At 73.9% G+C, this 25,710-nt stretch carries 20 protein-coding genes; 9 read left to right on the forward strand and 11 right to left on the reverse strand.

Annotated features, from left to right (window positions below; genetic code table 11):
- Positions 1-40: 40 nt before the first annotated feature.
- Complete coding sequence (locus tag ACGFZF_RS30460; protein WP_393559383.1) at positions 41-949, forward strand: aminoglycoside phosphotransferase family protein; 909 nt, start codon at positions 41-43, stop codon at positions 947-949.
- 94 nt (positions 950-1,043) lie between these two features.
- On the opposite strand, the gene ACGFZF_RS30465 is transcribed toward ACGFZF_RS30460, so the two are convergent.
- Positions 1,044-3,071 carry a HelD family protein gene (locus ACGFZF_RS30465; protein WP_393559385.1) on the reverse strand — a complete coding sequence of 676 codons (2,028 nt, stop codon included), beginning with the start codon at positions 3,069-3,071 and terminating at the stop codon, positions 1,044-1,046.
- A 280-nt stretch (positions 3,072-3,351) separates the two neighbouring features.
- On the opposite strand from ACGFZF_RS30465, the gene ACGFZF_RS30470 reads away from it, so the two are divergent.
- On the forward strand, positions 3,352-3,537 hold the full coding sequence (locus tag ACGFZF_RS30470; RefSeq protein ID WP_147978523.1) for a hypothetical protein: 186 nt from the start codon (positions 3,352-3,354) through the stop codon (positions 3,535-3,537).
- A 27-nt stretch (positions 3,538-3,564) separates the two neighbouring features.
- On the opposite strand, the gene ACGFZF_RS30475 is transcribed toward ACGFZF_RS30470, so the two are convergent.
- Together ACGFZF_RS30475 and ACGFZF_RS30480 are read right to left on the reverse strand one after the other, a co-directional pair.
- Positions 3,565-5,214: a DNA repair helicase XPB gene (locus ACGFZF_RS30475; protein WP_356609083.1), complete on the reverse strand. Its 1,650-nt coding sequence runs from the start codon at positions 5,212-5,214 to the stop codon at positions 3,565-3,567.
- A gap of 248 nt (positions 5,215-5,462) precedes the next feature.
- Positions 5,463-8,042 carry a helicase-associated domain-containing protein gene (locus ACGFZF_RS30480; protein WP_393559388.1) on the reverse strand — a complete coding sequence of 860 codons (2,580 nt, stop codon included), beginning with the start codon at positions 8,040-8,042 and terminating at the stop codon, positions 5,463-5,465.
- 62 nt (positions 8,043-8,104) lie between these two features.
- Between ACGFZF_RS30480 and ACGFZF_RS30485 the strand changes: the two genes are divergently transcribed.
- Together ACGFZF_RS30485 and ACGFZF_RS30490 are read left to right on the forward strand one after the other, a co-directional pair.
- Positions 8,105-9,157, forward strand: a complete 1,053-nt coding sequence (locus ACGFZF_RS30485) for a hypothetical protein (RefSeq protein WP_393559390.1) — start codon at positions 8,105-8,107, stop codon at positions 9,155-9,157.
- Positions 9,158-9,324: 167 nt separating this feature from the next.
- Positions 9,325-9,936 carry an HAD family hydrolase gene (locus ACGFZF_RS30490; RefSeq protein WP_356609077.1) on the forward strand — a complete coding sequence of 204 codons (612 nt, stop codon included), beginning with the start codon at positions 9,325-9,327 and terminating at the stop codon, positions 9,934-9,936.
- Here the strand turns inward: ACGFZF_RS30490 and ACGFZF_RS30495 are convergent.
- Entirely contained in the window at positions 9,933-10,202 is a 270-nt protein-coding gene (locus ACGFZF_RS30495) for a hypothetical protein (RefSeq protein ID WP_147978519.1), read from the reverse strand. The two genes, ACGFZF_RS30490 and ACGFZF_RS30495, sit on opposite strands and share 4 nt — an antisense overlap.
- Before the next feature lie 183 nt (positions 10,203-10,385).
- Between ACGFZF_RS30495 and ACGFZF_RS30500 the strand changes: the two genes are divergently transcribed.
- Positions 10,386-10,769: a cold-shock protein gene (locus tag ACGFZF_RS30500; protein WP_147978518.1), complete on the forward strand. Its 384-nt coding sequence runs from the start codon at positions 10,386-10,388 to the stop codon at positions 10,767-10,769.
- A gap of 68 nt (positions 10,770-10,837) precedes the next feature.
- Here the strand turns inward: ACGFZF_RS30500 and ACGFZF_RS30505 are convergent, their stop codons facing one another.
- The 4 genes from ACGFZF_RS30505 to ACGFZF_RS30520 form a co-directional block, all read right to left on the reverse strand.
- Entirely contained in the window at positions 10,838-11,695 is an 858-nt protein-coding gene (locus ACGFZF_RS30505; RefSeq protein WP_393559394.1) for a 1,4-dihydroxy-6-naphthoate synthase, read from the reverse strand.
- Entirely contained in the window at positions 11,692-12,471 is a 780-nt protein-coding gene (locus tag ACGFZF_RS30510) for a futalosine hydrolase (RefSeq protein ID WP_393559396.1), read from the reverse strand. The genes ACGFZF_RS30505 and ACGFZF_RS30510 overlap by 4 nt, the downstream gene beginning before the upstream one ends.
- A 7-nt stretch (positions 12,472-12,478) precedes the next feature.
- Positions 12,479-12,961, reverse strand: coding sequence for a DUF2771 domain-containing protein (locus ACGFZF_RS30515; RefSeq protein ID WP_393559398.1), 483 nt, complete (start codon positions 12,959-12,961; stop codon positions 12,479-12,481).
- 97 nt (positions 12,962-13,058) lie between these two features.
- The gene (locus tag ACGFZF_RS30520) at positions 13,059-14,423 is read right to left on the reverse strand and encodes an MFS transporter (RefSeq protein ID WP_393559400.1); all 1,365 of its coding nucleotides are present in this window, start codon (positions 14,421-14,423) and stop codon (positions 13,059-13,061) included.
- A 446-nt stretch (positions 14,424-14,869) separates the two neighbouring features.
- On the opposite strand from ACGFZF_RS30520, the gene ACGFZF_RS30525 reads away from it, so the two are divergent.
- The 3 genes from ACGFZF_RS30525 (at position 14,870) to ACGFZF_RS30535 (ending at position 20,927) form a co-directional block, all read left to right on the forward strand.
- Entirely contained in the window at positions 14,870-15,790 is a 921-nt protein-coding gene (locus tag ACGFZF_RS30525) for a DUF3027 domain-containing protein (RefSeq protein WP_393559402.1), read from the forward strand.
- Positions 15,791-16,264: 474 nt separating this feature from the next.
- Positions 16,265-19,429 carry a sacsin N-terminal ATP-binding-like domain-containing protein gene (locus tag ACGFZF_RS30530; protein WP_393559404.1) on the forward strand — a complete coding sequence of 1,055 codons (3,165 nt, stop codon included), beginning with the start codon at positions 16,265-16,267 and terminating at the stop codon, positions 19,427-19,429.
- Between the two features lie 151 nt (positions 19,430-19,580).
- A complete protein-coding gene (locus tag ACGFZF_RS30535) occupies positions 19,581-20,927 on the forward strand; it encodes a glycosyltransferase 87 family protein (protein ID WP_393559406.1) in 1,347 nt (448 codons plus the stop codon).
- A 49-nt stretch (positions 20,928-20,976) separates the two neighbouring features.
- Here the strand turns inward: ACGFZF_RS30535 and ACGFZF_RS30540 are convergent, their stop codons facing one another.
- Both ACGFZF_RS30540 and ACGFZF_RS30545 read right to left on the reverse strand, forming a co-directional pair.
- Positions 20,977-23,385: an HAD-IC family P-type ATPase gene (locus tag ACGFZF_RS30540; RefSeq protein ID WP_393559408.1), complete on the reverse strand. Its 2,409-nt coding sequence runs from the start codon at positions 23,383-23,385 to the stop codon at positions 20,977-20,979.
- Positions 23,386-23,473: 88 nt separating this feature from the next.
- Complete coding sequence (locus ACGFZF_RS30545) at positions 23,474-23,770, reverse strand: DUF2530 domain-containing protein (protein WP_393559411.1); 297 nt, start codon at positions 23,768-23,770, stop codon at positions 23,474-23,476.
- 188 nt (positions 23,771-23,958) lie between these two features.
- Between ACGFZF_RS30545 and ACGFZF_RS30550 the strand changes: the two genes are divergently transcribed.
- Complete coding sequence (locus ACGFZF_RS30550) at positions 23,959-25,410, forward strand: NCS2 family permease (protein WP_393559413.1); 1,452 nt, start codon at positions 23,959-23,961, stop codon at positions 25,408-25,410.
- On the opposite strand, the gene ACGFZF_RS30555 is transcribed toward ACGFZF_RS30550, so the two are convergent.
- On the reverse strand, positions 25,380-25,604 hold the full coding sequence (locus ACGFZF_RS30555; protein ID WP_147978509.1) for a hypothetical protein: 225 nt from the start codon (positions 25,602-25,604) through the stop codon (positions 25,380-25,382). The two genes, ACGFZF_RS30550 and ACGFZF_RS30555, sit on opposite strands and share 31 nt — an antisense overlap.
- Positions 25,605-25,710: the final 106 nt, after the last annotated feature.

Raw genomic sequence — 25,710 nt, forward strand, 5'->3', positions numbered from 1 at the left:
GATGGCTGTCGGCCGCCCCGGCTGGCTAGCCTCGCCGACCATGGCCACCCCCAAGCTGCACGCCGACGAACTCGACATCGACGAGGAGCTCGTCCGACGGCTCGTGGACGCGCAGTTCCCGGGCTGGTCGGGGCTTCCGGTCCGCGCGGTGCCCTCGGCCGGCACGGACAACGCGATGTACCGGCTCGGCGGCGATCTCGTCGTCCGGTTGCCGCGTCTGTCCTCCGCGGCCCGCCAGATCGACAAGGAGCAGCGCTGGCTGCCCCACCTCGCCCCGCACCTTCCGCTGCCCGTGCCGGTACCCCTGGGCAAGGGTGTGCCCGGCGAGGGCTTTCCGCTGCCCTGGTCGGTGTACGCGTGGCTCGACGGTGCCGACGCCTACGACGAGCCGCTCGTCGATCTCGCCGACGCGGCCGTCGCGTTGGGCCGCTTCGGGGTGTCCCTGCGCGGGGTGGACGCCTCCGGCGGGCCCGCGTCCTTCCGCGGCGGTCACGTCACCGAGTGGGCGGGCGACTACCCGGCCCGCGTGCTGCGGGACCTCGACGCCGACGGCACCGCCGACCGGGCCCTGGTCACCGCGGCCTGGGAGTCGGTGCTCCGCCTCCCGCAGTGGGAGGGCGACCCGGTCTGGGTCCACGGCGACCTGCTGCCGGGCAACCTGCTCACCCGCGACGGGCGCCTCAGCGCCGTCATCGACTTCGGCGGTGTCGGCACCGGGGACCCGGCCTGCGACATGATGGCCGCCTGGACCCTGCTGACCCCCGAGACCCGGCCGCTGTTCCGCGAGGCCGCCCGGGTCGACGACTCGACCTGGGCCCGCGGGCGCGGCTGGGCGCTGTGCTGGGGCCTGGTCACCGAGCACTACTACCGCGTCACGAACCCGGTCCTCGCCGACGTCGCCCGCCGCACGCTCGGCCAGGCACTGGCCGAGTACGAGACCGTGGTGTGAATCGCCCGTGCGCGGTCGGGGCGTGAGGCTCCCGCGCACGGCCCGGGTGCAGCGCGGCTCCGGGCCCGACGCGGTGAGCCCCGGAGCCGGAAGGTCAGCCCAACTGCGTCGGCAGGGGCGAGGAGTGAAGGATCGTCAGGCCCGACACGGCGCGGGTGAGCGCGACGTAGAGCCGTCGCAGACCGGTGCGTTCGTCCGGTTCGCCGTCGACGACGGCCGCCGGGTCGTCCAGCACCACGTAGTCGTACTCCAGGCCCTTCGCCAGCGACGCCGGGACCAGCGTGAGCCGTGACTCGGCCGTGGTCTCCTCGCCCGGCGACAGGTACGCGAGCCCGGCGGCGGTCAGTGCCTCCGCCAGCGGTGCGATCCGCGCGTCGGCGGCGATCAGGCCGATCGAGCCCTCGTGGGCGAGGGCCGCGGCACAGGCCGCGACCACCTCCGCGTCCAGCTCCGCCGGCCCGCAGGCGCGGACCGACAGCGAGCCCGGGTTCTCGCGGACCGACTCGACCGCCGCGAGCCCGGGGGACATGTGCGGCAGCAGCCGGGAGGCGTACGCGATGACCTCGCGCGGCACGCGGAAGCCGGCCGTCAGCTCCTCCACGACCGCCGCGGGCTTGCCCAGGTGCGCCAGCGCCTGCGCCCAGCTCCCGGTCGCCCACGGGGTCGTGCCCTGTGCCAGGTCCCCGAGGACCGTCGCCGAACCGGTCGTGCAGCGGCGCCCCACCGCCCGGTACTGCATGGGTGACAGGTCCTGCGCCTCGTCGAGCACGACGTGGCCGAGCGAAGGGGTCCGCTCCACCACGTCCCTCGCCTCGTCGATCAGCACGGCGTCGGCCGGCGACCACCGCGCCGACTTCACCGATCGGGCGGGCTTCGTCCGGAGCAGCAGTTTCTGCTCGTCCTCGTCGAGGATCCCCTCCGCGTGCTCCGCGAGGAACGCGGCGTCGCCCAGCAGGCGCAGCACCAGCTTCGCCGGGTCGACCGGCGGCCAGACCGTCTTCACGAACGCCTTCACCGCGGGGTTGCGGGCCACCGCGTCCTGCACCCGGTCGTCCGGGGCCTCGCCGGCCTGCTCCATCCGGACCAGGACCGCGTGGGCGACGCGCTGGGGGAGCGCGTCGCGGGCGGCGCCGTAGCGGATGTCGCGCTCCAGCAACTCCTGGACGATCTCCTCCAGTTCGTACGAGGGGACCCGCCAGCGCCGCGATCCGCGGACCACCGTCAGGGACTCCGTCGGCGGTGTGACGTGCGCGCGCACGGCCCGGCGCAGCACTTCCGCCATCCTCGCGTCACCCTTGATCACGGCCGTCGGCGCCTCGTCCGTGCCGCGGACCTCGACGTGCGCCACGAGGTCGTCGACCGTCGCCTGCTGCACCTCCAGCTCGCCGAGGGCGGGCAGCACCTGCTCGATGTAGTGGAGGAAGGAGCGGTTCGGCCCGATGACGAGCGTGCCGGTGCGGGCCAGCCGCTCCCGGTGCGCGTACAGCAGGTAGGCGACACGGTGCAGGCCGACGGCCGTCTTCCCGGTGCCGGGCCCTCCCTGCACGCAGACCGTGCCGGACAGGTCGGAGCGGACGATCTCGTCCTGCTCGGGCTGGATGGTGGCGACGATGTCCCGCATCGGGCCCACGCGGGGGCGTTCGATCTCCGCCTGGAGCAGCCGGCTGGTGCGCTCCAGCTCCGCGGGGTCGGAGAGGTGTTCGTCCTCGTACGCGGTGAGGTCGCCGCCCGTGTAGCCGAAGCGGCGCCGCAGCCCCACGTCCTGCGGGTCCTTCCGCGAAGCCCGGTAGAAGGGCTGCGAGACGGGTGCGCGCCAGTCGATCACCATCGGGTCGCCGCCGGAGTCGTGGACGTGCCGGCGGCCGATGTAGAAGCGCTGTCCCTCCTGCGTGGTGTGCAGGTAGTCGAGGCGGCCGAAGAACAGCGGCGTGTGGGAGAGGTCCGCCAGCGCCTTGATCCGCTCCTCGATCTGGCGGCCGAGCACCACCGAGTTGACCCAGTTCGCGGTGACGTCCTTGATGTCGAGGGCTTCGACGTCCTCCCGCATCGCGCGGAGCGCGGCACGGGACTCGGCGAGATGGGCGCGTTCGCGCGCGAGCGGATCGGTTGCGGGCGCGGACATGGCGGTGCCTCCAGGCTGGTGCGTGGGCATGTCGGGGCGACCGCCGGTTTCCGACCGGACGGTGGCTCTCCACGGGGGAGGCGGGGAAGTCGGAGAGTGTAGCTTCCGGCCGGGGCGGCGGGCGAACGGGTTTCCACCCGTACGGGCGGCGTGCGGCCCCGCGCCGGTCGTCCCGTACATCCCGTAGGGGACGGCACCCGACTCAGGTCGTACCCGTGCCGCCGAACGGGTCCACCCCCAGGGCGATGTGTTCGGAATGTCCGAAATCCATCATGGAGGCATGACCACAGCGACCTTCACCCCGGCCCGCGCCCTCCCCGGCTCCCGCACCCGGCCGCTCACCACCGCGCTGCGCGCGATACGCGCGTACGGCGGCGCGGCCGTGGGCGTCGTCCTGCTCGGCGACCACCCGCGCGAGGCGGGGGTGCGGAACCCCCGCCCCGTGTACCGGGGAGGCGCGGACTGACCTCCGGGGCCTGTCCTGCCACACCCCCTACGGGGTGTCGCCCGCCAGGAGTTCGTCCGCGTCGACGATCCGGTACGCATACCCCTGCTCCGCCAGGAACCGCTGCCGGTGCGCCGCGAAGTCCTGGTCGATCGTGTCCCGGGCGACCACCGAGTAGAAGTGCGCCTGGTGGCCGTCGGCCTTCGGCCGCAGCACCCGGCCGAGGCGCTGGGCCTCCTCCTGGCGCGAACCGAAGGTGCCCGACACCTGGATCGCGACCGTCGCCTCCGGCAGGTCGATCGAGAAGTTCGCGACCTTCGAGACCACGAGCACGCTGATCTCGCCGTTGCGGAAGGCGTCGAAGAGCTTCTCGCGCTGCGCGTTGGACGTCTCGCCCTTGATGACCGGCGCGTCGAGGTGCTCGCCGAGCTCGTCCAGCTGGTCGATGTACTGGCCGATGACGAGGATCTGCTGCCCGGCGAACTTCCTGACCAGCGCTTCCGTCACCTTCCGCTTCGTCGCGGTCGTCGCACAGAAGCGGTACTTCTCCTCCGCCTCCGCGGTCGCGTACGCGAGCCGCTCGGAGTCGGTCAGGTTGACCCGGACCTCGACGCAGTCGGCGGGCGCGATGTAGCCCTGCGCCTCGATCTCCTTCCACGGCGCGTCGAAGCGCTTCGGGCCGATCAGCGAGAAGACGTCCGACTCGCGCCCGTCCTCGCGGACCAGCGTCGCCGTCAGGCCGAGCCGCCGCCGGGCCTGGAGGTCGGCGGTGAACTTGAAGACCGGCGCGGGCAGCAGGTGCACCTCGTCGTAGACGATCAGGCCCCAGTCGCGGGAGTCGAAGAGCTCCAGATGCGGGTAGATGCCCTTCCGCTTCGTCGTCAGGACCTGGTAGGTCGCGATGGTGACCGGCCGGATCTCCTTCCGCGTCCCGCTGTACTCGCCGATCTCGTCCTCGGTCAGCGAGGTCCGCTTCACCAGCTCGTGCTTCCACTGCCGGGCCGAGACGGTGTTGGTGACGAGGATCAGCGTGGTCGCCTTCGCCTGGGCCATGGCCCCGGCGCCGACCAGTGTCTTCCCGGCCCCGCAGGGCAGCACCACGACGCCGGAACCGCCGTGCCAGAAGCCCTCGACGGCCTGCCTCTGGTACGGGCGCAGGGCCCAGCCGTCCTCGGCGAGGTCGATGCGGTGCGCCTCGCCGTCCACGTAGCCGGCGAGGTCCTCGGCCGGCCAGCCCAGCTTCAGCAGCGTCTGCTTGATCTGGCCGCGCTCGGAGGGGTGCACGACGACCGTGTCCGCGTCGATCCGGGCGCCGACCAGCGGCTGCACCTTCTTCGAGCGCAGGATCTCCTCCAGCACCGGCCGGTCGGTGCTGGTCAGCACCAGGCCGTGGGTGGGGTGCTTGCTCAGGGTCAGCCGGCCGTAGCGGGCCATCGTCTCGGCGACGTCCACGAGCAGCGCGTGCGGCACGGGGTAGCGGGAGAACTCCACGAGCGCGTCGACGACCTGCTCGGCGTCGTGCCCGGCCGCGCGGGCGTTCCACAGGCCGAGGGGGGTCACACGGTAGGTGTGGATGTGCTCGGGCGCCCGCTCCAGCTCCGCGAAGGGCGCGATGGCACGGCGGCAGGCGTCCGCCTGCTCGTGGTCCACCTCCAGCAGGAGCGTCTTGTCGCTCTGGACGATGAGAGGTCCATTCACGCTTGATCAGGTCCTTCCCGTGCCGTTCCCGTAACGGCCAAACATCCAGTGTCCCGCATCGGCGGCGGATACGGCGCGGGCGAGGCGCGAAGCGGGTCGGTCCGGGCGGCGCGACGCCGTCCGGACCATCGGGCCGCGCGGGGGGCGTCCGGACGAACCCCCGGGGGAGCCTCCTGTCGATCCAGCCGGGCTCGTGTTCCGGCCTGATCGACAAGACACCGCCTGGACCCCCTGGCCCCCTGGACCGCCTAGATCGCGTCGTCCGCGAGTTCCGCGACGCCCGTGATCCGGTGCAGCGGGTACGTGCGGACCTCGTCCGCCGTGTGGTCGTAGCCCGTCACGAAGCCGCCCTCCACCCGGACCGGGGCGATGACCCGCTGGCTGGCCGCGCCCTCCGCGTTGACGTAGCCGATCCAGACGGCCGAGCCGGTCATCGCGGCGGCCTGGACGGTCGCCAGGGTCTCGGCGGGGGAGGTGCGGGGGAGCTCGCCGCCGGCCAGCGGGGCCGCCTCGGGGCGTTCCTTGCGGACCGCCGTCGACGCCAGGTCCCCGGCCCGGATGGCGCGGACGGCCGCCCCGAGCAGGGTCCCGTCGGGCACGGGCGGGCCGTCGGGGACCGGGACGGGGGCGGTGCGGTGACCGGTGCGGTAGGCGTCGGCGCGGGTGATCAGGACCGCGCCCTCGGCGGACTCGGCGGCCGGGGCGTACCCCATCGACCGCAGCCCTTCGAGCAGTGCCGCCGGGTCGGTCTGGGCGGCCAGGACCGTCGGGGCGAGGCGGCGCAGCCGCAGCGGGGCGGACCGCCGGTCCGCCACAATCTCCCCGAGCAGCGCGTCGTCGTCGCAGCGCACGTAGGCGGACGCGGCGCCCACGCGCAGGTGGCCGTGCTTCCTGGCGACGTCGTCGATGAGGTACGCGAGGGGCTGCGGGACCGGCGTCCGGGAGTGGGCGGTCAGGAAGTCGTGGAGGTCGGAGGCGGAGCGGCCGGCGTCGAGGGCCCGGCGCACCGAGCCGGGCGTGAACCGGTAGACCGTCGCGCCACCCTTCGACTCCACGTCCGCCAGGACGGCCAGGGTGTCCGCGAGGGGGCGCCGGAGCGGGCCGGGGGCCACGGCGGTGAGGTCGGCCTGGAGGAGGACGTGGTCGACGGCCTCGGGGAGCAGGGGGGCGAGGAGCGTGGCGGCCCGCGAGGCGGCCAGGGACGGTTCGACGCCGCCGTCGGTCACCGGTTCGGTCGCCGCCTCGTCGAGGGGCAGGTTGAGCAGGGCGCGGGCGGGCGAGGACAGGGCGCCTCGGCCGGTGATGCCGAGCATCTCGGCCTCGGTGAGCGTCCACAGGGCGATGCGGGAGCGGAGGTCGGTGGAGGTGGTGGTGGAACTCCCGCCGACGGTGCCGGCCGGGTTCGGGACGGTGACGCCGGTGACCGTCGCGCCGCCGCGCAGCGGCCGTTCCCAGCGCAGCCGGGCGAGCAGGGACTCCGGGTCGGCCGCCGAGCCGGGCGGCAGCGTGGCCTGGAGCGCCAGGACCCGGTGGCGGACCTCGGGGGCCGGGCCCCGGTCGAGGTCGGGGCCGAGGGCGGACAGCGTGCGGCCCTTCGCGTCCTGGCCGCCGACCAGTCCGGACGTGCGGGTCGCGGTGAGCCAGACGGAGGCGAGCCGCGCCCAGCGCTCGGCCGGCGGCAGGTCCAGCCAGTCGTCGTAGGCGGGGGTGGGCGCGTACCGCTCGTCGGCCTCGCCGTCCGAGGCCAGCAGGCCCGCCCCGTAGCAGAGCTCCAGCCAGAAGGCCGCGATCTGTTCCGTGACCTCCAGCGTGGTCGCCGTCCGCTTCAGGTCGCGGACGGACAGGCCGCCCGCGCGCAGCACCTGCGGGCCGCCCTGGTTCCACGCCTTGAGGAGTTCCTCGACGGTCGCGAGGGCGGTGTACGCCTGGCCGGCGGCCGCGCTGTCCACGACCTGTGGGGAGTAGGAGCGGAGTTCGGACAGCGCCGGGGGATGCGGTGCGGGAGTCCGGTGGGCCCGGCCGCCCCGCAGGTGCAGTGCCGCCTCCCGGGGCAGGACGACCGTGCGCGGGGAGGCGGGCAGCAGCAGGCCCCGGTCGCGCAGCCAGCGCACGGGCGGGGCCGGGTTCGCGGTCACCTCGCCGTACGGCGGTCCCCACACCAGCCGGTCCAGGACGGTGAGCGCGTCCGAGGGCGCCGTGTCGAGGAGGGCGTCCATGCGGGCCCGGTCGGTGAACAGCGCCGTGAGCGAGGCCACCGCGGAGACGGGGTCGTGGGTCGGGGGCAGTCCGGCGGTCCCGATGATCTCCTGGATCCGGCCGGGCGACATGCCGGACGTGGCCTCGGCGACGGTCGGCCCGAGCCCCGTCGGGGACGGGTGCTGCGGTGAGGGGGCGAGCAGTTCGCGCGCGGTCCGCACGAGGCGCAGCCGGTCGTCCTCACCCCACACCAGTGCCTGTTCACGCAGCATCTCCACCGCGTGCGGCAGCGCCGCCTCGATGGCCGGGTCGCTCTCGTCGCCGGCGAGCAGCGAGAGGAGTACGGGGTAGGACGCCGGGTCCGGGGCGATGGCGAGCGCTTCGGCGGTCTGCAGCGCGAAGCGGTCGAGCCGTTCCAGGGCACGGACGACGGAGCCGCGGGTGCCGGCCCGGGTGGCGAGCTGCGTCAGGTCGTTCGGCACCGGGTTGAGCAGATCCGGGCGGGCGCGCAGCAGCGCGGCGAGCCCTTCGTCGCCCCGCGCGCGCAGCGCCTCCGCGAGCGTGCGCGGTGCGGCGGCGGCACCAGTTCCTGCGGGCACGTGTGCCTCCCGGTCGAGCTCACCGATCCCCATCCGCCCCACGTTAGCCCCTGCGCGGGCGCTAACGTCGGGGCGTACCGGCCGTGGAGGGCACTGTGGGGATCGAGAGCGACCAGTTGGTCTTCGACTATCTGAGCCGGGTCGGCGATCTGGCGCAGCAACGGCAGCTGTCGTCGGGCTCCCGGATGCGGCTCGTGTCTGCTCTCCGAGGCGAGATCGACCGTCGGCGCGCCACGTACGGCGAGGAGGGCCCGGAGGCGGTGCGCGGCATCCTCCGGCAGCTCGGCACGCCGGACGAGGTGGTGGACCGGGCGGCGGGTGTCGCGCCCGTTCCGGACCCGCCGGAGGCGGGACTTCCGGAGCAGCGGGGGCGGCGGTGGAGGAGGAGCGCGGTGCCGAAGCCCCGGACGACGGCGCGGTCGTCCGGCACGGTGCCGGGGTCGCGCACGGGCGCGCCGCCGCCGCATCTGGCGGGGATGGACGACGTCGGGGCCGCCGACACCGAGCCCGACTGGTGGCGCACGGACGCCACGCCGCGGCGCGGGGACGACCTGGTGCCGGGGTTCGTGGGCGGGGTGGAGATCCCGGAGCTGCTGAAGCCGCCACCGACCGACGACGACGGCGACGACGACGGCGACGGCGACGGCGACGGCGTCGTGGAGGCCGGGGACGGGCCGGAGTCGGCGGGGGAGACGGCCCCGGACGAGGACGCCGCGGGGCGCCGGGGGTGGTGGCGTCCGGTCAAGGTCCGGCGGGACGCCGTCGTGGCGGGGGCGGACGGTGCCGACGCGACGGAGCGGCGATTCCGCCCGGCCAACCCGTTGCTGCTGCTCGCCGCGCTCCTGCTGCTGGGGGGCGCGCTGTTCGGTTCGCTGCTCGCCCTCGCGTTCGGCTGGCTCCTGGCCTACGCCTCGCGGCGGCTGTCCCGGGGCGAGGTCCAGGGGGCCGTCATCGTCCTCCCCGGGCTCGCGGCCACGGCCGGCGCCGTGTGGATCTGGGGCCGTCTGGCGGGGCGCTGGGGAGCACCGATCGCGGAGGGCGGCGAGGCGATGGGCGCGGCGATCGGCCAGACCTGGCCGTGGGTGGTGCGGGGCGCGGCGGTCGCGTCGGCGCTGTTCCTGCTGTGGAGGTCGCAGCGCCGGGTCTGACGCCGCGCGGCGACCAGGGCGGCAAGGGTCGCCGAGGTCGCGAGAGCCGCGTCGGGAACGGAGGGCGCCGGCACCGGAGGCTTGTCGGACGCGCGTACGAGCCGAGGCGGGGGCGGAGCTCGGTCCGGGCCCCCGACGTTTTCGAACACCCGGGCACAATGACCCCCATGACTCGTCTCACCGTCGGCTTCGACCTCGACATGACCCTGATCGACTCCGGCCCCGGCATCAAGGCGGCGTTCGAGGCGTTCTCCGCCCGGACCGGCGTCCCGATCGACGCCGACCTCGTCGTCTCCCGGCTCGGACCGCCGCTGGAGCACGAGCTCGCGCACTGGTTCCCGGAGGAGGAGGTCGTGGCGCGGGCCGCGGAGTACCGCGCCGCCTACCCGACGTACGCGATCGAGCCGTCGCTCCCGATGCCCGGCGCCAGGGATGCGATTCAAGCCGTTCGCGAGGCCGGCGGCCGGACGATCGTGGTGACCGCCAAGAACGAGCCGCACGCCGCACTGCACCTCACCCACCTCGACATGGAGCCGGACGCCGTCATCGGAGGGCTGTGGGCCGAGGGCAAGGCGGAGGCGCTGCGCGCGTACGGGGCGCGCGTCTACGTCGGCGACCACACCGGTGACGTGCGCGGCGCCGCGACCGCGGGGGCCCTGTCCGTGGGCGTGACGACGGGTCCGTGCGACGCCGACGAGCTGCGCGCGGCCGGCGCCGACGTCGTGCTGGCCGACCTGACGGAGTTCCGTGCCTGGTGGGAGGGCTTCCTCGCGGCCTAGTGGCCCGGTGCGGCCGCCCGGCGGGCCTGGCGGCGCTGCGCCGCGATCGAGCGCAGCACGCCGGCGCCCGCGACGAGGAAGCCGACGCCCATCAGCATGCAGACGGCGTACGCGACGGGCGGGAACGGATCGGTGCCCAGGAACAGCGGGGCCACCGTGACCAGGGTGGCCACCGCGCCGATGATGAAGACGATCGCACCGGCGCGGACCAGACCGTCACCCGGAGCGGTGTCGTCCGACGAGGCCGAAGGGGTTTCACTACGCATTCGGCCAGGGTAGTTCCCAGGCCGAAGGAACAAACCGGCGACGTCTTGTCATCAGCTACCTGACCATTAGCCTGGTGCCCGGCGGGTCGGGCGACCCGCTGTACCGCTTTCCGGACTGCCAGCCGGCAGCCATCCGGTGCCGGAATCCCGGCGCCCCCATCGAGTACGAGGACGAGGACAGACGTGCCTACCGGCAAGGTCAAATGGTTCAACAGCGAGAAGGGCTTCGGCTTCCTCTCCCGCGACGACGGCGGCGACGTCTTCGTGCACTCGTCGGTCCTCCCTGCCGGAGTCGACGCCCTGAAGCCGGGGCAGCGTGTGGAGTTCGGAGTGGTCGCGGGACAGCGCGGCGACCAGGCCCTCTCCGTGACGGTGCTCGACCCGACCCCGTCCGTCGCCGCAGCCCAGCGCCGCAAGCCCGACGAACTGGCCTCCATCGTGCAGGACCTGACGACGCTCCTCGAGAACATCACGCCGATGCTGGAGCGGGGCCGCTACCCCGACAAGGCGCAGGGTTCGAAGATCGCCGGTCTGCTGCGGGCGGTCGCCGACCAGCTCGACGTCTGATCCACCGACCCGCTCCCGGAAGCCCCCGATCCGCGGGGGCGACGGGGGACCTCCGGGTCCGGACCCCCTCAGGGGAACGCCAGCGCGTCCGGTCCGAGGGGCGGTACGAGCCCCTCGGCCGCGGCGCGCGTGAGCAGGCCGCGGACCGCCGCGTAGCCGTGCTCGCCCAGGTCCGCGGTGAACTCGTTGACGTAGAGACCGATGTGCTGATCGGCCACCTTCGGGTCCATCTCCTGCGCGTGTTCCAGTACGTACGGGCGTGAGACGGCCGGGTCGTCCCAGGCCATCCGGACCGATGCGCGGGTGGCGTCCGCGAGCCGCCGCAGCGTGTCCTCGCCCAGCGACCGGCGGGCGATGATCGCGCCCAGCGGGATCGGCAGCCCGGTCGTGTCCTCCCAGTGCGCCCCCATGTCGGCCAGCGCGTGCAGCCCGTAGTTCTGGTAGGTGAAGCGGGCCTCGTGGATGACCAGACCCGCGTCGACCTTCCCGTCGCGCACCGCCGGCATGATCTCGTGGAAGGGCATGACGACGATCTCGCCGACGCCCTCCGGGACCACGTCGGCCGCCCACAGCCGGAACAGCAGGTAGGCCGTCGACCGCTCGCTCGGCACCGCCACGGTTCTGCCCGCCAGCTCCGCCGGCGCTCCCGGCTCGCGGGTGAGGACCAGCGGCCCGCAGCCCCGGCCGAGCGCCCCGCCGCAGGGCAGCAGCGCGTACTCGTCGAGGACCCAGGGCAGCACGGCGTACGAGACCTTCAGCACGTCGTGGACGGACGTGCCGCGCTCGGCCCAGCCGTTGGTCAGGTCGATGTCGGCGAAGGTCACGTCGAGCCGGGGCGCGCCCGGGACCCGGCCGTGGGCCCAGGCGTCGAAGACGAACGTGTCGTTCGGGCAGGGCGAGTAGGCGATCTTGAGCGCTGGCGTCATGGGGCGGGCTCCACGAAGACGGAGTGGCAGAGCAGCTGGAACGTGTTCCGCAGCGAGTCCAGGGCCTCGCCGATCCGCCAGGCGGCGCGGTCGCGCGGGCCGACGGCGTTGGAGACCGCGCGGATCTCGACGACGGGCACGCCGTACGCGGCGGCGGCCTCGGCGACCCCGAAGCCCTCCATCGCCTCGGCGGCGGCGTCCGGGTGGCGTCCGGCGAGCTCGGCGGCGCGCGCGGCGGTGCCGGTGACGGTGGAGACGGTCAGCACGGGGGCGACGGTGTGGCGCTGTCCGCCCGCGGCGAGCGCCGCGGAGATGCGGCGGGTCAGCGGTTCGGGTGCGCGGTGGGCGGAGCGGCCGAAGCCGAGCTCCTCGACGTCGACATAGCCGTCGGGGGTCTGGGCCCCGAGGTCGGCCGCGACGAGGGTGTCGGACACGACGACCGATCCGAGGGGGGCCGCCGGTGCGAAGCCGCCGGCGATACCGGCGGAGACGACCAGGTCGTAGGGTGCGGCGGCCGAGGCGAGCGCGGTCGCGGTGGCGGCGGCGACGGCGGCGGGGCCGACCCCGCCGACGAGCACGTCGGCGACGACGGCCGGCCGGACCGTGGCGGCCTGCGGGGTCCCGGCGGGATCCGGGGCCGGGCCCGTGTGACGGCGCAGGGCGAACCCGCCCGGGAGCGGGACCTCGCCCGAGCCCGGACCGTGGAAGGGGAGGCCGAGGCCGACGGAGTCGGCCTCCGCCGCCACGGCCGTCACGATCAGGATCCGGAACGTCACCGGAGGATCAGGAGTCCTTCTTCTTCAGGTCGAAGTGCCAGACACCGGTCAGCTTCTTGCCGTCGGTCTCGACGATGGTGACCTGGGTCTGGTTCGTCGCCTCGCCGGTCTGGCTGGCGAAGAAGGCGCTGGCCGGGATGGTCCGGTACGTCTTGTGGTACGGCTCCGGCTCGGCGGCCTGGCCACCGAGGAAGATCGTCCAGCCGTTCTCGGCGATCTCGGGGTCCACACCGAAGCGGATCTTGTCGTCCGCGGAGACCGAGATGGACTTCTCGGCCTTCTCGTTGAGGCACTTCTGGAACTGCGACTCCTTGATGGGGTCGCCGTCGTTGTAGCAGGCGGCCTCGGAGTGCACCGACTCAGTCCCGACCGTCAGGGTCGCGAGCGGGGTCGGCTTGTCGCAGGCGGAGAGGACGAGGAGCCCGGCGGAGACGGCCCCGAGGGCGACGGCGGCCCGGCGGCGCGAGCCGGTGAAGAACGCAACGGTCATGGCCCGAAGGCTATCGGGCGTGTCGAGCTGCGCCACGCGGGGGTGCGGCGCGCCGCGTTTTCCGCCCCCGATGCCGGGCCACCGGTGCCGTCCGGCCCTACTCCGGAGGCGCGGGCGGCCCGGGACGGCGGGCCGCCGCCAGCAGGCCGCGGACCGACAGCAGGGCGCCGAGCCCCAGGATCCCGGCCGCGACCCACATGCCCACCGTCCCGTTCAGCGGCAGCGAGATGCCGATCCCGCCGCCCACGACCCAGGCCATCTGCAGCGCCGTCTCCGAGCGGGCGAACGCGGAGGTGCGCACCACCTCCGGCACGTCCCGCTGGATCAGCGCGTCCAGCGACAGCTTCGACAGCGCCTGCGTCAGACCGGCCACCGCCCCGAGGACCGCCACCATCAGCCCGCCGAAGAACAGCGCCGCGCAGATCGCCGCGCCCAGCACGATCGTGATCATGGTCGCGATGATCACTTCCGGGCCGTGGCCGCGTTCGCGCAGCAGTGAGCCGACCGCCGTGCCGCAGGCGTTCCCGACGCCGGCCGCCACGGCGACCATCGCCAGCGACACCGCGGCGCTCTGTCCCGGCAGCGGATGCACCCGCAGGAGGAAGGCCAGGAAGAAGATCAGGAACCCGGACAGCATCCGCTGCGCCGCGTTGGCCTGGAGGCCGTGCAGGACCGACGGTCCGACCGTCCGCAGGCTCGGTTTCTTCTCGCCGTGCGTCAGCAGGTGCGCCCGCCGCTCGCCCTTCGCCGAGTCCACCTTGTGCGGCATCCGGAACGCCCAGTACGTGCCCAGCAGGAACAGCACGCACGCTCCGTACAGCGGCCAGCCGGGCCCGATCTGCTGGAGTCCCGCGCCGATCGGGGCGGCGATCCCGGTGGCGAGCAGGCCCGCGAGGGTGACGCGGGAGTTCGCCTTGACGAGTGAGAAGTTCGGCGGCAGCAGCCGGGGCACGACGGCGCTGCGGACCACGCCGTACGCCTTCGAGGCCACCAGCACCCCGAGCGCCGCCGGATACAGCTGGAGCCCACCCGTGGCCACCGCCGCGGACATCGTGAGCGCGAGGACGGCCCGGGTGAGCATCGCCCCCGCCATCGCTGCGCGCCGGCCGTGCGGGATGCGGTCCAGAAGCGGACCGATCACGGGGGCCAGCAGGGTGAACGGCAGCATGGTGATGCCGAGGTACAGCGCGACCCGGCCGCGTGCCTCGTCGGTCGGGACGGAGAAGAACACGGTGGAGGCGAGCGCGACGGTGATCATGACGTCACCCGCGCCGTTCACCGCGTGCAGTTCGATGAGCCGGCCCAGACCCGACTCGCCCGCGCCATGGGCGTGGGTCGCCTTTCTGATGCCTTTCGCGGTGCCGGTGAAGGGCAGGTGCAGGGCGCGCCCCAGCGACCGGCCCGCTCGGCTGAGCGGCCCGGCATGATCGTGGGATCGTGCGGAAGACCGTGCGGCTGCCACTCCGTCATAGTGCCCCACGCCCCCGCCGTACGAACCGTGGCGCGGCCCAAGGCGCTCCACGGGCCTCTCAGGCGCCGTGCCGGATGCCCGGGTCCCGGTCCTGGTGGCGCGGCCGATCCGGGCCCCGGCCGGCACCCCCGGGCCGACTTCGGACCGTCCGCGATCCGGGCCCGAGGCGTCCGCGATCCGGGCCACTTGGGACGGGCAGGTGGGCGCAACGCGGCAGAGGGGGTAGCGTGCGTAGCGCGCCACCGGCGGAAGTTCTCGGCCGCGCGCCTCTTCGGCATCCCGCAGAATGGATGGCGATAGGTGTGCCCGAGACACGCGAGACGTGTCGGGTGCGGACGTCGATGCGGCCCTCTGGTCCGCTCCGCCCGCTGCCCGGTGCTTCGCTCCGCTCCTCGGCCGGCGCACCCGTGAGACGGCGTAGGAGAGAAGCGAGACCTGTGAGTGCTGCGACGACGCGAAGCCGTACCCCGCGTACCCCGCGTACCCCCGACCGTCTGTGCGCCGAGGCGGTAGACCTCGCCAGGGAGGCCGCCGAGGAGGCCGCCGCCCCGGGTGTCATCGGGGACCACGAAGGGGTCGTCGCCGAGGGCGACCGGGTCGTCACCCACTTCTTCGCGTGCGAGGAGCCCGGCTACCGCGGCTGGCGCTGGGCCGTGACGGTCACCCGGGCCTCGCGCGCCAAGAACGTCACGCTTGACGAAACCGTCCTGCTGCCCGGCGCCGACGCCCTCCTGGCCCCCGAGTGGGTGCCGTGGAGCGAGCGGCTGCGGCCGGGCGACATGGGCCCGGGTGACCTGCTGCCCACGGAGCAGGACGACCTGCGGCTGGAGCCGGGCTACACGGGCGAGGACGCCCCGCCGCCGAACTCCGCGGTCTCCGAGGACATGGCGGACCACCTCGACGCCGAGGACGCCGAGATCGTCTCCCGTACGCCGTCCCGCGGCGCGATCGCCTCGGTCGCCGAGGAACTCGGCGTGCGACGGGCCCGGGTGCTGTCCCGGTACGGCCTGCACGTGGCGGCGGACCGCTGGGACGAGTCCTTCGGCGCCAAGACCCCGATGGCGCAGGCCGCGCCGGCCTCGTGCGAGTCGTGCGGCTTCCTGGTGCCGCTGGCCGGCTCGCTCAAGCAGGCGTTCGGCGTCTGCGCGAACGAGTTCTCCCCGGCGGACGGCCGGGTCGTCTCGCTGTCGTACGGATGCGGTGGCCACTCCGAGGCCGCGGTCATGCCGAAGCCCCCGCGCCCGGCGCCGCCGGTCCTCGACTCGATGGCGACGGACGCGTTCCCGCTCCGCCCGGCCAAGGACTCCGGCTCCACGACGGAGCCGGACGGCACCTCGGAAGACCTGGGCCACTCGTAGGTCCTTCGGCGGGGTCCGGAACCCCGGGACGTTCGCCGTCCCGGGATCCGTCCCGGGATCCCGCGGCCCCGATCGGGCCGCGGGTGCCGGCGGAGGTTCCGTACCGACGACCCCGCACGGACGTCCACGGATCTCCCCCCACGGACGTCCCGGTCCCGTGCACACCCCCTGCGCCCCCAGGGCAGCCGGACCGGAGGCTTCCGGCACCCTGGAGGGGGATGTGCGGAGCCCCGCCGCGTCCCCCGTCCTGCCGACCTCGCCCCCCGCCCCGCCTGAAGCGCCCGTCCCTTCCGGACGAGGCCGTCACCCTCGCGGAGACGGCCCGTACGCCTTCCCGAGGGCGTCCTCGGCAGGGTGCCCGCGGCCCCCCGGGCGCATGCGCCGCGTCCGGCCGGGCAGGCGCCCGGAACGGGCGACGCGGGACACCCACAGGTCGCGGTACCTTCGGGCACCCGCCCCATCCCGTCCCGCAGAGTGGAGTCAGACGTGAGCGTCAGCGTCAGGACGACGACCGACGGAGCCGACCCCTTCGGCACCGCCCGGCTGCGGCGGGGCGTGCTCGACGCCTGGGGAGCCGGGCCCGCCCGGTTCCGGGAGGACGCCAACGCCGAGGAGGACCTCGCCCTCGGCGGGTACCGCGACCGGCTCGTCGTCGAACTGGCCCAGAACGCCGCCGACGCCGCCCGCCGCGCCGGCGTGACCGGCCGTCTCCGGCTGACCCTGCACCCCGCCGACGCCGACGCCCCCGCCGTCCTGGCCGCCGCCAACACCGGCGCCCCGCTGGACGCGACCGGCGTCGAGTCGCTCTCCACCCTGCGCGCCTCCGCCAAGCGCGAGAACGACCGCGAGGCCGTCGGCCGCTTCGGCGTCGGCTTCGCCGCCGTCCTCGCCGTCAGCGACGAGCCCGCCGTCCTCGGCCGCCACGGCGGTGTCCGCTGGTCCCTCGCCGAGGCCCGCGAGCTGGCCGCCGACGCCGCCCGCCACAGCCCCGGGCTCGGCGACGAACTCCGCCGCCGCGACGGCCACGTGCCGGTGCTCCGCCTCCCGCTGCCCGCCGAAGGCACCGCCCCCGACGGCTACGACACGGTCGTCGTCCTCCCGCTGCGCGACTCCGCGGCCGTCGACCTCGCCGAGCGGCTCCTCGACTCCATCGACGACGCCCTGCTGCTGACCCTGCCCGGTCTCGCCGAGATCGTCGTGGACACGGCGGACGGCGCCCGCACCCTCCGGCGGTCCGAACAGGACGGCTACGTCCACATCGAGGACACCGCCTCCACCGCCGGCACGCACCGCTGGCGGACCGTCAGCCACGGCGGCGCCCTCGACCCCGCCCTCCTCAAGGGCCGGCCCGTCGAGGAACGCCTGCGCCCGCACTGGTCGGTGACCTGGGCCGTACCCGTCGACGCCATCGGCGCCCCGCGTTTCCCCGGTACCGCCCCCGTCGTCCACGCGCCCACCCCCACCGACGAACCGCTCGGCCTGCCCGCCCTGCTGATCGCCTCGCTGCCGCTGGACACCGCCCGCCGGCACCCCGCGCCCGGGCCCCTCACCGACTTCCTGCTGGAACGCGCCGCCGACGCCTACACCGAACTCCTCGCCGCCTGGCAGCCGGTGACGGTCGCCACCCTCGACCTGGTGCCCGGACCGCTCGGCAAGGGCCCCCTGGACGGCGCACTGCGCGCGGCGATCCTGGAGCGGCTGCCGCGCGTGGCCTTCCTGGCGCCCGAGGCCCCCTCCGAGGAGATGCCCGCGCTGCGGCCCGTGGAGGCCGAAGTGGTGGAGGGCGCGGGCGCCGAGACCGTCGGCGTCCTCGCCGAGGTCTTCCCGACGCTGCTGCCCGCCGGCCTGGAGCGGCGCGTGGAGCTGCGCACGCTCGGCATCGGCCGGGTGCCGCTGACCGAGGCGATCGACCGGCTGGCGGGCGTCGACCGCCCGCCGACGTGGTGGTGGCGGCTCTACGACTCCCTCGCGGGCGTCGACCCCGACCGGCTCACCGGTCTGCCCGTCCCGCTGGCCGCCGCGGAGCCCGTCGACCCGGAGACGCCCGCCCGCACCCGTACCACCATCGGCCCCCGCCAGGTCCTGCTGCCCCAGGACCGCACGCCCGCGGAACTCACCCGGCTCGGCCTCAAGGTCGCCCACCCCGACGCCGTCCACCCGCTCCTGGAGAAACTGGGCGCCCTGCCCGCCACACCCCGCGCGGTGCTGACGACCCCCCAGGTCAGGGCGGCCGTCGCCGGCTCCCTCGACGCCGGGGAGATCTGGGACGAGGACGCGGACGCGCTGGACGCCGAGGAACTCGCGGAGACCGTGCTCGCGCTCGTACGGGACGCCGAACTGGAACCGGGCGACGAGCCGTGGCTCGGCGCGCTGGCCCTGCCCGACGAGGACGGCGAGCCGGCCCCGGCCGGTGAACTGGTCCTGCCGGGCAGCGCCTTCGCCGCCGTGATGCGTGAGGACGAACTCGCCTTCTGCGACGCCGAGCTGGCCGAGCGGTGGGGCGAACAGCCGCTCGCCGCCTGCGGCGTGCTCGCGGACTTCGTCCTGGTCCGGGCCACCGACCTCGTCCTCGACCCGGACGAACTGGAGCCCCGCGACGGCGACTTCGCCGAACCCGACGACGCCGGGCTGCTCGACGCGGTCGACGTCTGGTGCGAGGACGTGCTGGACCGGCTGCCCGAGGCCCCGGTGCCGCCGGTGGCGACCGAGATCGTCGCCGTACGCGACCTGGACCTGGTCGACGACGACGCCTGGCCCCAGGCGCTCGCGATGCTGGCGCGGCCCCCGCTGCGGGACGCGCTCACCCAGCCGGTCCGGGTGCTGCTCCCGGACGGCACGACCGAGACCGTGCGGTCGTACACCGCCTGGTGGCTGCGCGACCACCCCGTCCTGGACGGCCGGCGCCCGGCCGGACTGCGCGCGGCGGGCACGGACCCGCTGCTCGCCGGGCTCTACGACTCCGCCGACGCGACCGGCTTCGAGGACGAGCAGGTCCTGCGGGCGCTCGGCGTCCGCACCTCGGTGGCGGCCCTCCTCGACGAGCCGGGCGGCGCCGCGGAACTGCTGACCCGCCTCGCCGATCCGGAGCGCGAGGTGACCGGTGCCCAGCTGCACGCGCTGTACACCGCGCTCGCCGACCTGGACCCCGAGCAGGTCACCCTCCCCGACGAGCTGCGCGCGGTCGTCGACGGCGAGCTCGTGGTGGTCGACGCAGCCGAGGCGCTGGTCGCCGACGCCCCCGACCTCCTGCCGCTCGCCGGCGACCTGCCGCTGCTGCCGGTCTCCCCGTCCCGTGCGGCCGACCTGGCGGAGCTGTTCCAGGTGCGCCGGCTGAGCGAGACCGTGGAGGCCGAGGTCACCACGGTCGGCGAGGAGCACGACGTGCCGCCCTCGGTGCACGCCCTGCTCGGTCCGGCGACCCCGGACACGTACATCGAGCACGAGGAGCTCCGCGCGGCCGGCGTCGAACTGGACTGGCGCCGGACCCCGGACGGCGTCATCCACGCCGCGACACTGGAGGGCGTCGCGGCCGGGCTGGCCTGGGCGGCCGGCCAGTGGCCCCGCCGGTTCGAGGTGGCCGCCCTGCTCGAGGACCCGTCCCGGACGGCGGAACTGGCCCGCGACCGCTGGTTCGACTAGGTACCGTCCGGGCGCAGGTCGCGGTCCGGTTCGGTGGCGGGCCCCGCGTTGATCCACCTGGGTCCATGCGTGCCCGCTCCCGGGGGACCTGGCGCCGCCGCGCGGTCCGCCGACCGGGATCGGTGGATTCGTCCGCCTACATTCCCGATCCATGACGCAGCAGAAGGCCGGCCTGCTGGGCGGCGCTCCCACCGGGCCGGACCAGGATCCGCCCGCACCCCGTCCGGCGGACGGCCCGGCCGAAGGGCGAGGCGCGGCGGCGCGCGTCCTGGTCCGGGCGGCGCACCACGCCGACGCCTGGACCTCCTCCTGGTCCCGGCGGAGGTCCCTCGCGGCGCTCTGGGCGGTCTGGGTCCTCACCCGGATCGTCATGGTGTACCTGCTCGTCCAGGACGACATCGGTGTCAGCAACGTGGCGAGCGAGGTGAACTTCCTCTATCCGCGCTGGTCCGAGCAACTGGCCGGGGGCTCCTACCCGGTCGGCGACGTCACCTGGCAGTACCCGCCGGGCGCCGGCCTGCTCTTCCTGTTCCCCTCGGCGCTGCCCTTCCTGGACTACTTCGCCGCGTTCCTCCTGCTGACCCTCGCCGCCGACGCCGTGATCACCCTCGCCCTGACCAGGCCGGGACGGCTGCTCGCCGGGGCCTGGCTGTGGGCGGCCGCGCTGCCCCTGCTGCTGAACCTGCCGCACGGCCGCTTCGACATCCAGGTGACGGCCCTCGCCGTCCTGGCGCTGCTGAGCGGGACGCGCCGCCCGCGGCTCGGCGGCGCCTTCGCCGCACTGGGCGCCCTGATCAAGGTGTGGCCGCTGCTCACCCTGCTGGGGAAGGAACGCGGACGCTCCAGCCGCGACGCCTGGCTGTCCGCCGTCGCGACGGCCGCCGCGCTGCTGACCGTGCTGGCCCTCTGCTTCAGCGACAGCCTCGGCTTCCTCCGGCAGCAGGGGGCCAGAGGCGTGCAGATCGAGTCCCTCGGCGGCACGGTCCTGGCGCTGCTGCGGGCGGCGGGGGAGCCGATCCGGATCGAGTCCCGCTACGGCGCCCTGGAGTTCAGCGGCGCGCAGGTCGACCTCGTGGCCCAGCTGTCGCTGATGCTGACGGCCGCCGCCTTCGGCTGGCTGATGCTCTGGCGCGGGCGGGCCTCCCGGTGGACCGCGGCGACCCCGTTCGACGCCGCGCTCGCCGCCGTCCTGCTCTTCACCGTGACCAGCCGGGTGATCAGTCCGCAGTACATGGTGTGGCTGCTCGGCCTGGCGGCGGTCTGCCTCACCTCCCGGCACACCACCCAGCGTCCGGTGGCCGCGGTGCTGCTCGCCGCGACCGCGGTGACCGCGCTCGCGTTCCCCACGTACTACCTGGACGTCATCCAGGGCACGGCACTGGGCAACACCCTCATGGTCGTCCGCAACGGGCTGCTGGTGGCGGCGGTGCTGCTGTCGTGCCACCGGTTGTGGCGGGCGACGGCCTCGACGCCCCCTGCGATCCCCGGACACCCGTGACCGGCAGTCCGGCCGGATCCCGTCCCGGGGAGGGACCTGCGCCCGCGGCTCAGGCGGGGAACCTCCGGTCCACCCACCGCCACGCGAACTCCAGGACGACCGCGCCGGCGGCGGCGATCGCCACCGCCGTCCACGGCATCGTCGTGCCCACGAGTTTCAGCGCGAAGAAGTCCTGGAGCCAGGGCACGACGAGCACCAGCAGGAACGCGCCGCCCATCGAGGCGACCAGCAGGATGCGCCACCACGTGTAGGGGCGGGCGATGATCGCCAGAACCCACATGGAGACGAGGAAGAGCGTCAGCGTCGCCGCGCTCGTCTCGGCGTCCAGGGCGCCCGGGCCGCTGTAGTGGTGGCGGGCGAGCAGGTACGTGGCGAAGGTGGCCGCCGCGGCGACGATGCCGGCCGGGATCGCGTACCGCATCACGCGCTTCACGAAGTGCGGCTTGGCGCGTTCCTTGTTGGGGGCGAGCGCGAGGAAGAAGGCCGGGACGCCGATCGTCAGTGTGGACAGCAGGGTCAGGTGCCGTGGCAGGAACGGGTACTCGACCTGCGAGCAGACCACCAGGACCGCCAGCAGGACGGAGTAGACCGTCTTGGTGAGGAAGAGGGTCGCCACCCGCGTGATGTTGCCGATGACCCGGCGGCCCTCGGCGACCACCGACGGCAGCGTCGCGAACGAGTTGTTCAGCAGCACGATCTGGGCGACGGCACGGGTCGCCTCGGAGCCGGAGCCCATGGAGACGCCGATGTCCGCGTCCTTGAGGGCGAGGACGTCGTTGACGCCGTCGCCGGTCATCGCGACGGTGTGGCCGCGGGACTGGAGCGCGCCGACCATGTCGCGCTTCTGCTGCGGGGTGACCCGGCCGAAGACCGTGTGCGCGTCGAGGGCTGTGGCCATCTCCTCGCGCTCGGTGGGCAGCCGGCGGGCGTCGACGGTGTTCTCGGCGCCCGCCAGGCCGAGCTTTCCGGCCACCGCGCCGACCGAGACGGCGTTGTCGCCGGAGATGACCTTGGCGGCGACGTTCTGGTCGGCGAAGTAGGCCAGGGTGTCGGCCGCTTCGGGCCGCAGCCGCTGTTCGAGGACGACGAGGGCGGTGGCGCGGGCGCCGTGGGCCACGTCGGCGGAGTCGAGTTCGCGGGTGGTGCGGGCCAGGAGCAGGACGCGCAGGCCCTGCTCGTTGAGCCGGTCGATCTCGGCGAGGGCCGGGTCGCCGGCCGGCAGCAGGACGTCGGGGGCGCCGAGGAGCCAGGACGAGTTCTCGCCGTTGCCCTCGCTGAAGGCGGCGCCGCTGTACTTGCGGGCGGACGAGAAGGGCAGCGCCTGCGTGCAGCGCCAGTCCTCGTTGTCGGGGTAGGCGTCGATGACGGCCTGGAGCGAGGCGTTCGGCCGGGGGTCGGACTCGCCGAGGGAGCCCAGGACCTTGCGCACGTACGCCTCGTCCGCGCCGCCCAGCGGCCGCAGCTCGGTGACGTCCATGCCGCCCTCGGTCAGCGTGCCCGTCTTGTCGAGGCAGACGACGTCGACCCGGGCGAGGCCCTCGATGGCCGGCAGCTCCTGCACCAGGCACTGCTTGCGGCCGAGCCGGATGACGCCGATCGCGAAGGCGACGGAGGTGAGCAGGACCAGGCCCTCGGGGATCATCGGGACGATGCCGCCGACGGTGCGGGCGACGGCGTCCTTGAAGTTGTCGTCCTTGACGACGAGCTGGCTGATGACGAGGCCGAGCGCGGTGGGGATCATCATCCACGTCACGTACTTGAGGATCGTGGAGATGCCGCTGCGCAGCTCGGAGTGGACCAGGGTGAAACGGGAGGCCTCCTCGGCCAGCTGGGCGGCGTACGCCTCGCGGCCGACCTTGGTGGCGGTGAAGGCGCCGCCGCCCGCGACGACGAAGGAGCCCGACATCATCCGGTCGCCGGGCTTCTTCACGACGGGGTCGGCCTCGCCGGTCAGCAGCGACTCGTCGATCTCCAGGCTGTCGGCCTCGGCCACCTCGCCGTCGACCACGACCTTGTCGCCGGGTCCGAGTTCGATGAGGTCTCCGAGGACGATCCCGGAGGTGGAGACCTCGACGGCCGCCCCGTCGCGGCGGACGGTCGGCCTGGCCTCGCCGATGACGGCGAGCCCGTCGAGGGTCTTCTTGGCCCGCAGCTCCTGGATGATGCCGATGCCCGTGTTGGCGATGATCACGAAGCCGAAGAGGCTGTCCTGGATCGGCGCCACGCAGAGCATGACCACCCAGAGGACGCCGATGATCGCGTTGAAGCGGGTGAAGACGTTGCCGCGGACGATGTCGGCGGTGGAGCGGCTGGACCGGAGGGGTACGTCGTTGACCTCGCCACGGGCCACCCGCTCGGCCACCTCGGCGGAGGTGAGCCCGTCGACTCGGTGCACGACGGGGGGTTCGGGCGCCGCGGTCGTGTCGTCGCCCGTGTCGATCTTCGCCCGCTGAGTCATGTTTTCGACGGTACGGCCGGAGCGGGCCGTTCACCCGCCGAGGTATCCGAAGATCAGACCGGGGGAGGAGCGGAATGGTCCCCCGGTACTACGGGGCCGTGCCGTCGGCCCCGGGCGCGCTGCCGGCCTCGGCCGCCCGCCGGGCCTCGTCCCGCTTGATCGCCGCGTCGCGCTTGCGGACGTACCAGATGCCGATCAGGCCGAGCCCGGCCCCGGCCAGGCAGGTCCAGACCCACCAGGTCAGGTCGCGGTCGTCGAACCAGCCGTAGAAGGGGACCTGCACCAGGAAGAGCACGAACCAGAGGATCGTGCCGCCGGTGATGGTGGCGACGACGGGCCCCTCCAGGGGCTCGGGTGCCTCGTGTCGGGGGGTCCACTTCGCCATGCGGCCAGTCTAGGTCCTGTCCGGGCGGTCCCCGCGGGCCGGTCCGCGGGCACCGGATGGGGTGCCTGGCGGGGGGTCTACGCGCGGAGATGGACGCTGCTTCGTTCATGTGTTCATACTGAAACGGTTTGCCTCTGGCGGGTTTCCTTCGTATGAACCGCCAAGAACATACCCAAGAGGACACCCCCATGAGCACCACGGCCACCGCCAAGGCCACCGTCCCGGAGCCCGCGTCCCCGCAGGGACCGGCCTCGGGTCTCGACCGCTACTTCAAGATCTCCGAGCGCGGCTCCACCGTGGCCCGCGAGGTCCGCGGCGGCTTCGCCACGTTCTTCGCGATGGCCTACATCATCGTGCTGAACCCGATCATCCTCGGCAGCGCCAAGGACATGTACGGGCACCAGCTCGACGGTGGCCAGCTGGTCACCGCGACCGTGCTCACCGCCGCCTTCACGACCCTCCTGATGGGCGTCATCGGCAACGTCCCGATCGCGCTCGCGGCCGGCCTCGGCGTCAACACGGTCGTCGCCCTCCAGCTCGCGCCGCGGATGTCCTGGCCGGACGCCATGGGCATGGTCGTCCTCGCCGGCATCGTCGTGATGCTGCTCGTCGCGACCGGGCTGCGCGAACGTGTCATGAACGCCGTCCCGGTCGGCCTGCGCAAGGGCATCGCGATCGGCATCGGCCTCTTCATCATGCTGATCGGCCTCGTCGACTCGGGCTTCGTCTCCCGCATCCCCGACGCCGCGCACACCACCGTCCCGCTCCAGCTCGGCGCCGACGGGCACCTCACCGGCTGGCCGGTCCTCGTCTTCGTCCTGGGCACCCTGCTCACCCTCGCGCTGATCATCCGCAAGGTGCCGGGCGCGATCCTCATCTCCATCGTCGTCATGACGATCGTCGCGATGGTGATCAACGCCGTCGCCACCGTGCCGTCCTGGGGTCTGACGACCCCGACGTGGCCGGGCAACCCGGTGGCCTCGCCCGACTTCGGGCTCGTCGGCGAGGTGAGCCTGTTCGGCGGCTTCGGCAAGGTCGGCATGCTGACCGGCGTGCTCTTCGTCTTCACCGTGCTGCTGTCCTGCTTCTTCGACGCGATGGGCACGATCCTCGGCGTCGGCGACGAGGCCAAGCTGATGGACAAGGACGGCAACTTCCCGGGCATCAACAAGGTCCTGCTGGTGGACGGCCTGGCCGTCGCCTCCGGCGGTGCCACCTCCTCCTCGGCCACCACCTGCTTCGTGGAGTCCACGGCGGGCGTCGGCGAGGGGGCCCGCACGGGTCTGGCGTCGGTGGTGACCGGCGCGCTGTTCTCGGTGGCGCTGTTCCTCACGCCGCTCGCGACGATGGTCCCGTCCCAGGCGGCGACGCCCGCCCTGCTGGCGGTCGGCTTCCTGATCCTGGCCGGGTCCGTCAAGGACATCGACTGGAGCGACTTCACCATCGCCGTGCCGGCGTTCCTGGCGATGGTCATGATGCCGTTCACGTACTCGATCACGAACGGCATCGGCATCGGCTTCATCGCCTTCAGCGTGCTGCGGCTCGCGACCGGCCGGGGCCGCGAGGTCCCGGTGGCCATGTACGTCGTCTCGGCGGTCTTCGTCTTCTACTACGCGATGCCGGCGCTCGGCCTCACGTGATCGCGGGGCGCGTCGGGCGCCCCGTAGAACTTCTCCGTCTCGTCGACGGCGGTCTTGAACCGCTCGTCGAAATCCTCGCGAATGAGCGTCCGGGCCACGTAGTCCTGGACGCTCATTCCGCGTTTGGCGGCGTGACTTCTGAGCCGGTCGAGCAGCTCACCGTCGATGCGCAGACTGAGCACTGTCGATCCCATGCCGTCAGAGTCGGGGCAGACAGGCCCCCTGGCGTCACTTTCCGGATCTGACTCACTCATTTGGGTGATGCATCGAGAGCGAACCGTGACCAGGTGGACGGTACGG

This window comes from Streptomyces sp. NPDC048338 (assembly GCF_043201055.1).
In the GTDB taxonomy this organism is placed as follows: domain Bacteria; phylum Actinomycetota; class Actinomycetes; order Streptomycetales; family Streptomycetaceae; genus Streptomyces.

Bases quoted from the DNA above. Each gene is read 5' to 3' on its own strand.
- ACGFZF_RS30540 (WP_393559408.1), bottom strand. From the start codon at position 23,385: ATGACTCAGCGGGCGAAGATCGACACGGGCGACGACACGACCGCGGCG.
- ACGFZF_RS30535 (WP_393559406.1), top strand. From the start codon at position 19,581: ATGACGCAGCAGAAGGCCGGCCTGCTGGGCGGCGCTCCCACCGGGCCG.
- ACGFZF_RS30470 (WP_147978523.1), top strand. From the start codon at position 3,352: ATGACCACAGCGACCTTCACCCCGGCCCGCGCCCTCCCCGGCTCCCGC.
- ACGFZF_RS30505 (WP_393559394.1), bottom strand. From the start codon at position 11,695: ATGACGCCAGCGCTCAAGATCGCCTACTCGCCCTGCCCGAACGACACG.
- ACGFZF_RS30555 (WP_147978509.1), bottom strand. From the start codon at position 25,604: ATGGGATCGACAGTGCTCAGTCTGCGCATCGACGGTGAGCTGCTCGAC.
- ACGFZF_RS30515 (WP_393559398.1), bottom strand. From the start codon at position 12,961: ATGACCGTTGCGTTCTTCACCGGCTCGCGCCGCCGGGCCGCCGTCGCC.
- ACGFZF_RS30545 (WP_393559411.1), bottom strand. From the start codon at position 23,770: ATGGCGAAGTGGACCCCCCGACACGAGGCACCCGAGCCCCTGGAGGGG.
- ACGFZF_RS30495 (WP_147978519.1), bottom strand. From the start codon at position 10,202: ATGCGTAGTGAAACCCCTTCGGCCTCGTCGGACGACACCGCTCCGGGT.
- ACGFZF_RS30480 (WP_393559388.1), bottom strand. From the start codon at position 8,042: ATGGGGATCGGTGAGCTCGACCGGGAGGCACACGTGCCCGCAGGAACT.
- ACGFZF_RS30465 (WP_393559385.1), bottom strand. From the start codon at position 3,071: ATGTCCGCGCCCGCAACCGATCCGCTCGCGCGCGAACGCGCCCATCTC.
- ACGFZF_RS30490 (WP_356609077.1), top strand. From the start codon at position 9,325: ATGACTCGTCTCACCGTCGGCTTCGACCTCGACATGACCCTGATCGAC.
- ACGFZF_RS30550 (WP_393559413.1), top strand. From the start codon at position 23,959: ATGAGCACCACGGCCACCGCCAAGGCCACCGTCCCGGAGCCCGCGTCC.
- ACGFZF_RS30460 (WP_393559383.1), top strand. From the start codon at position 41: ATGGCCACCCCCAAGCTGCACGCCGACGAACTCGACATCGACGAGGAG.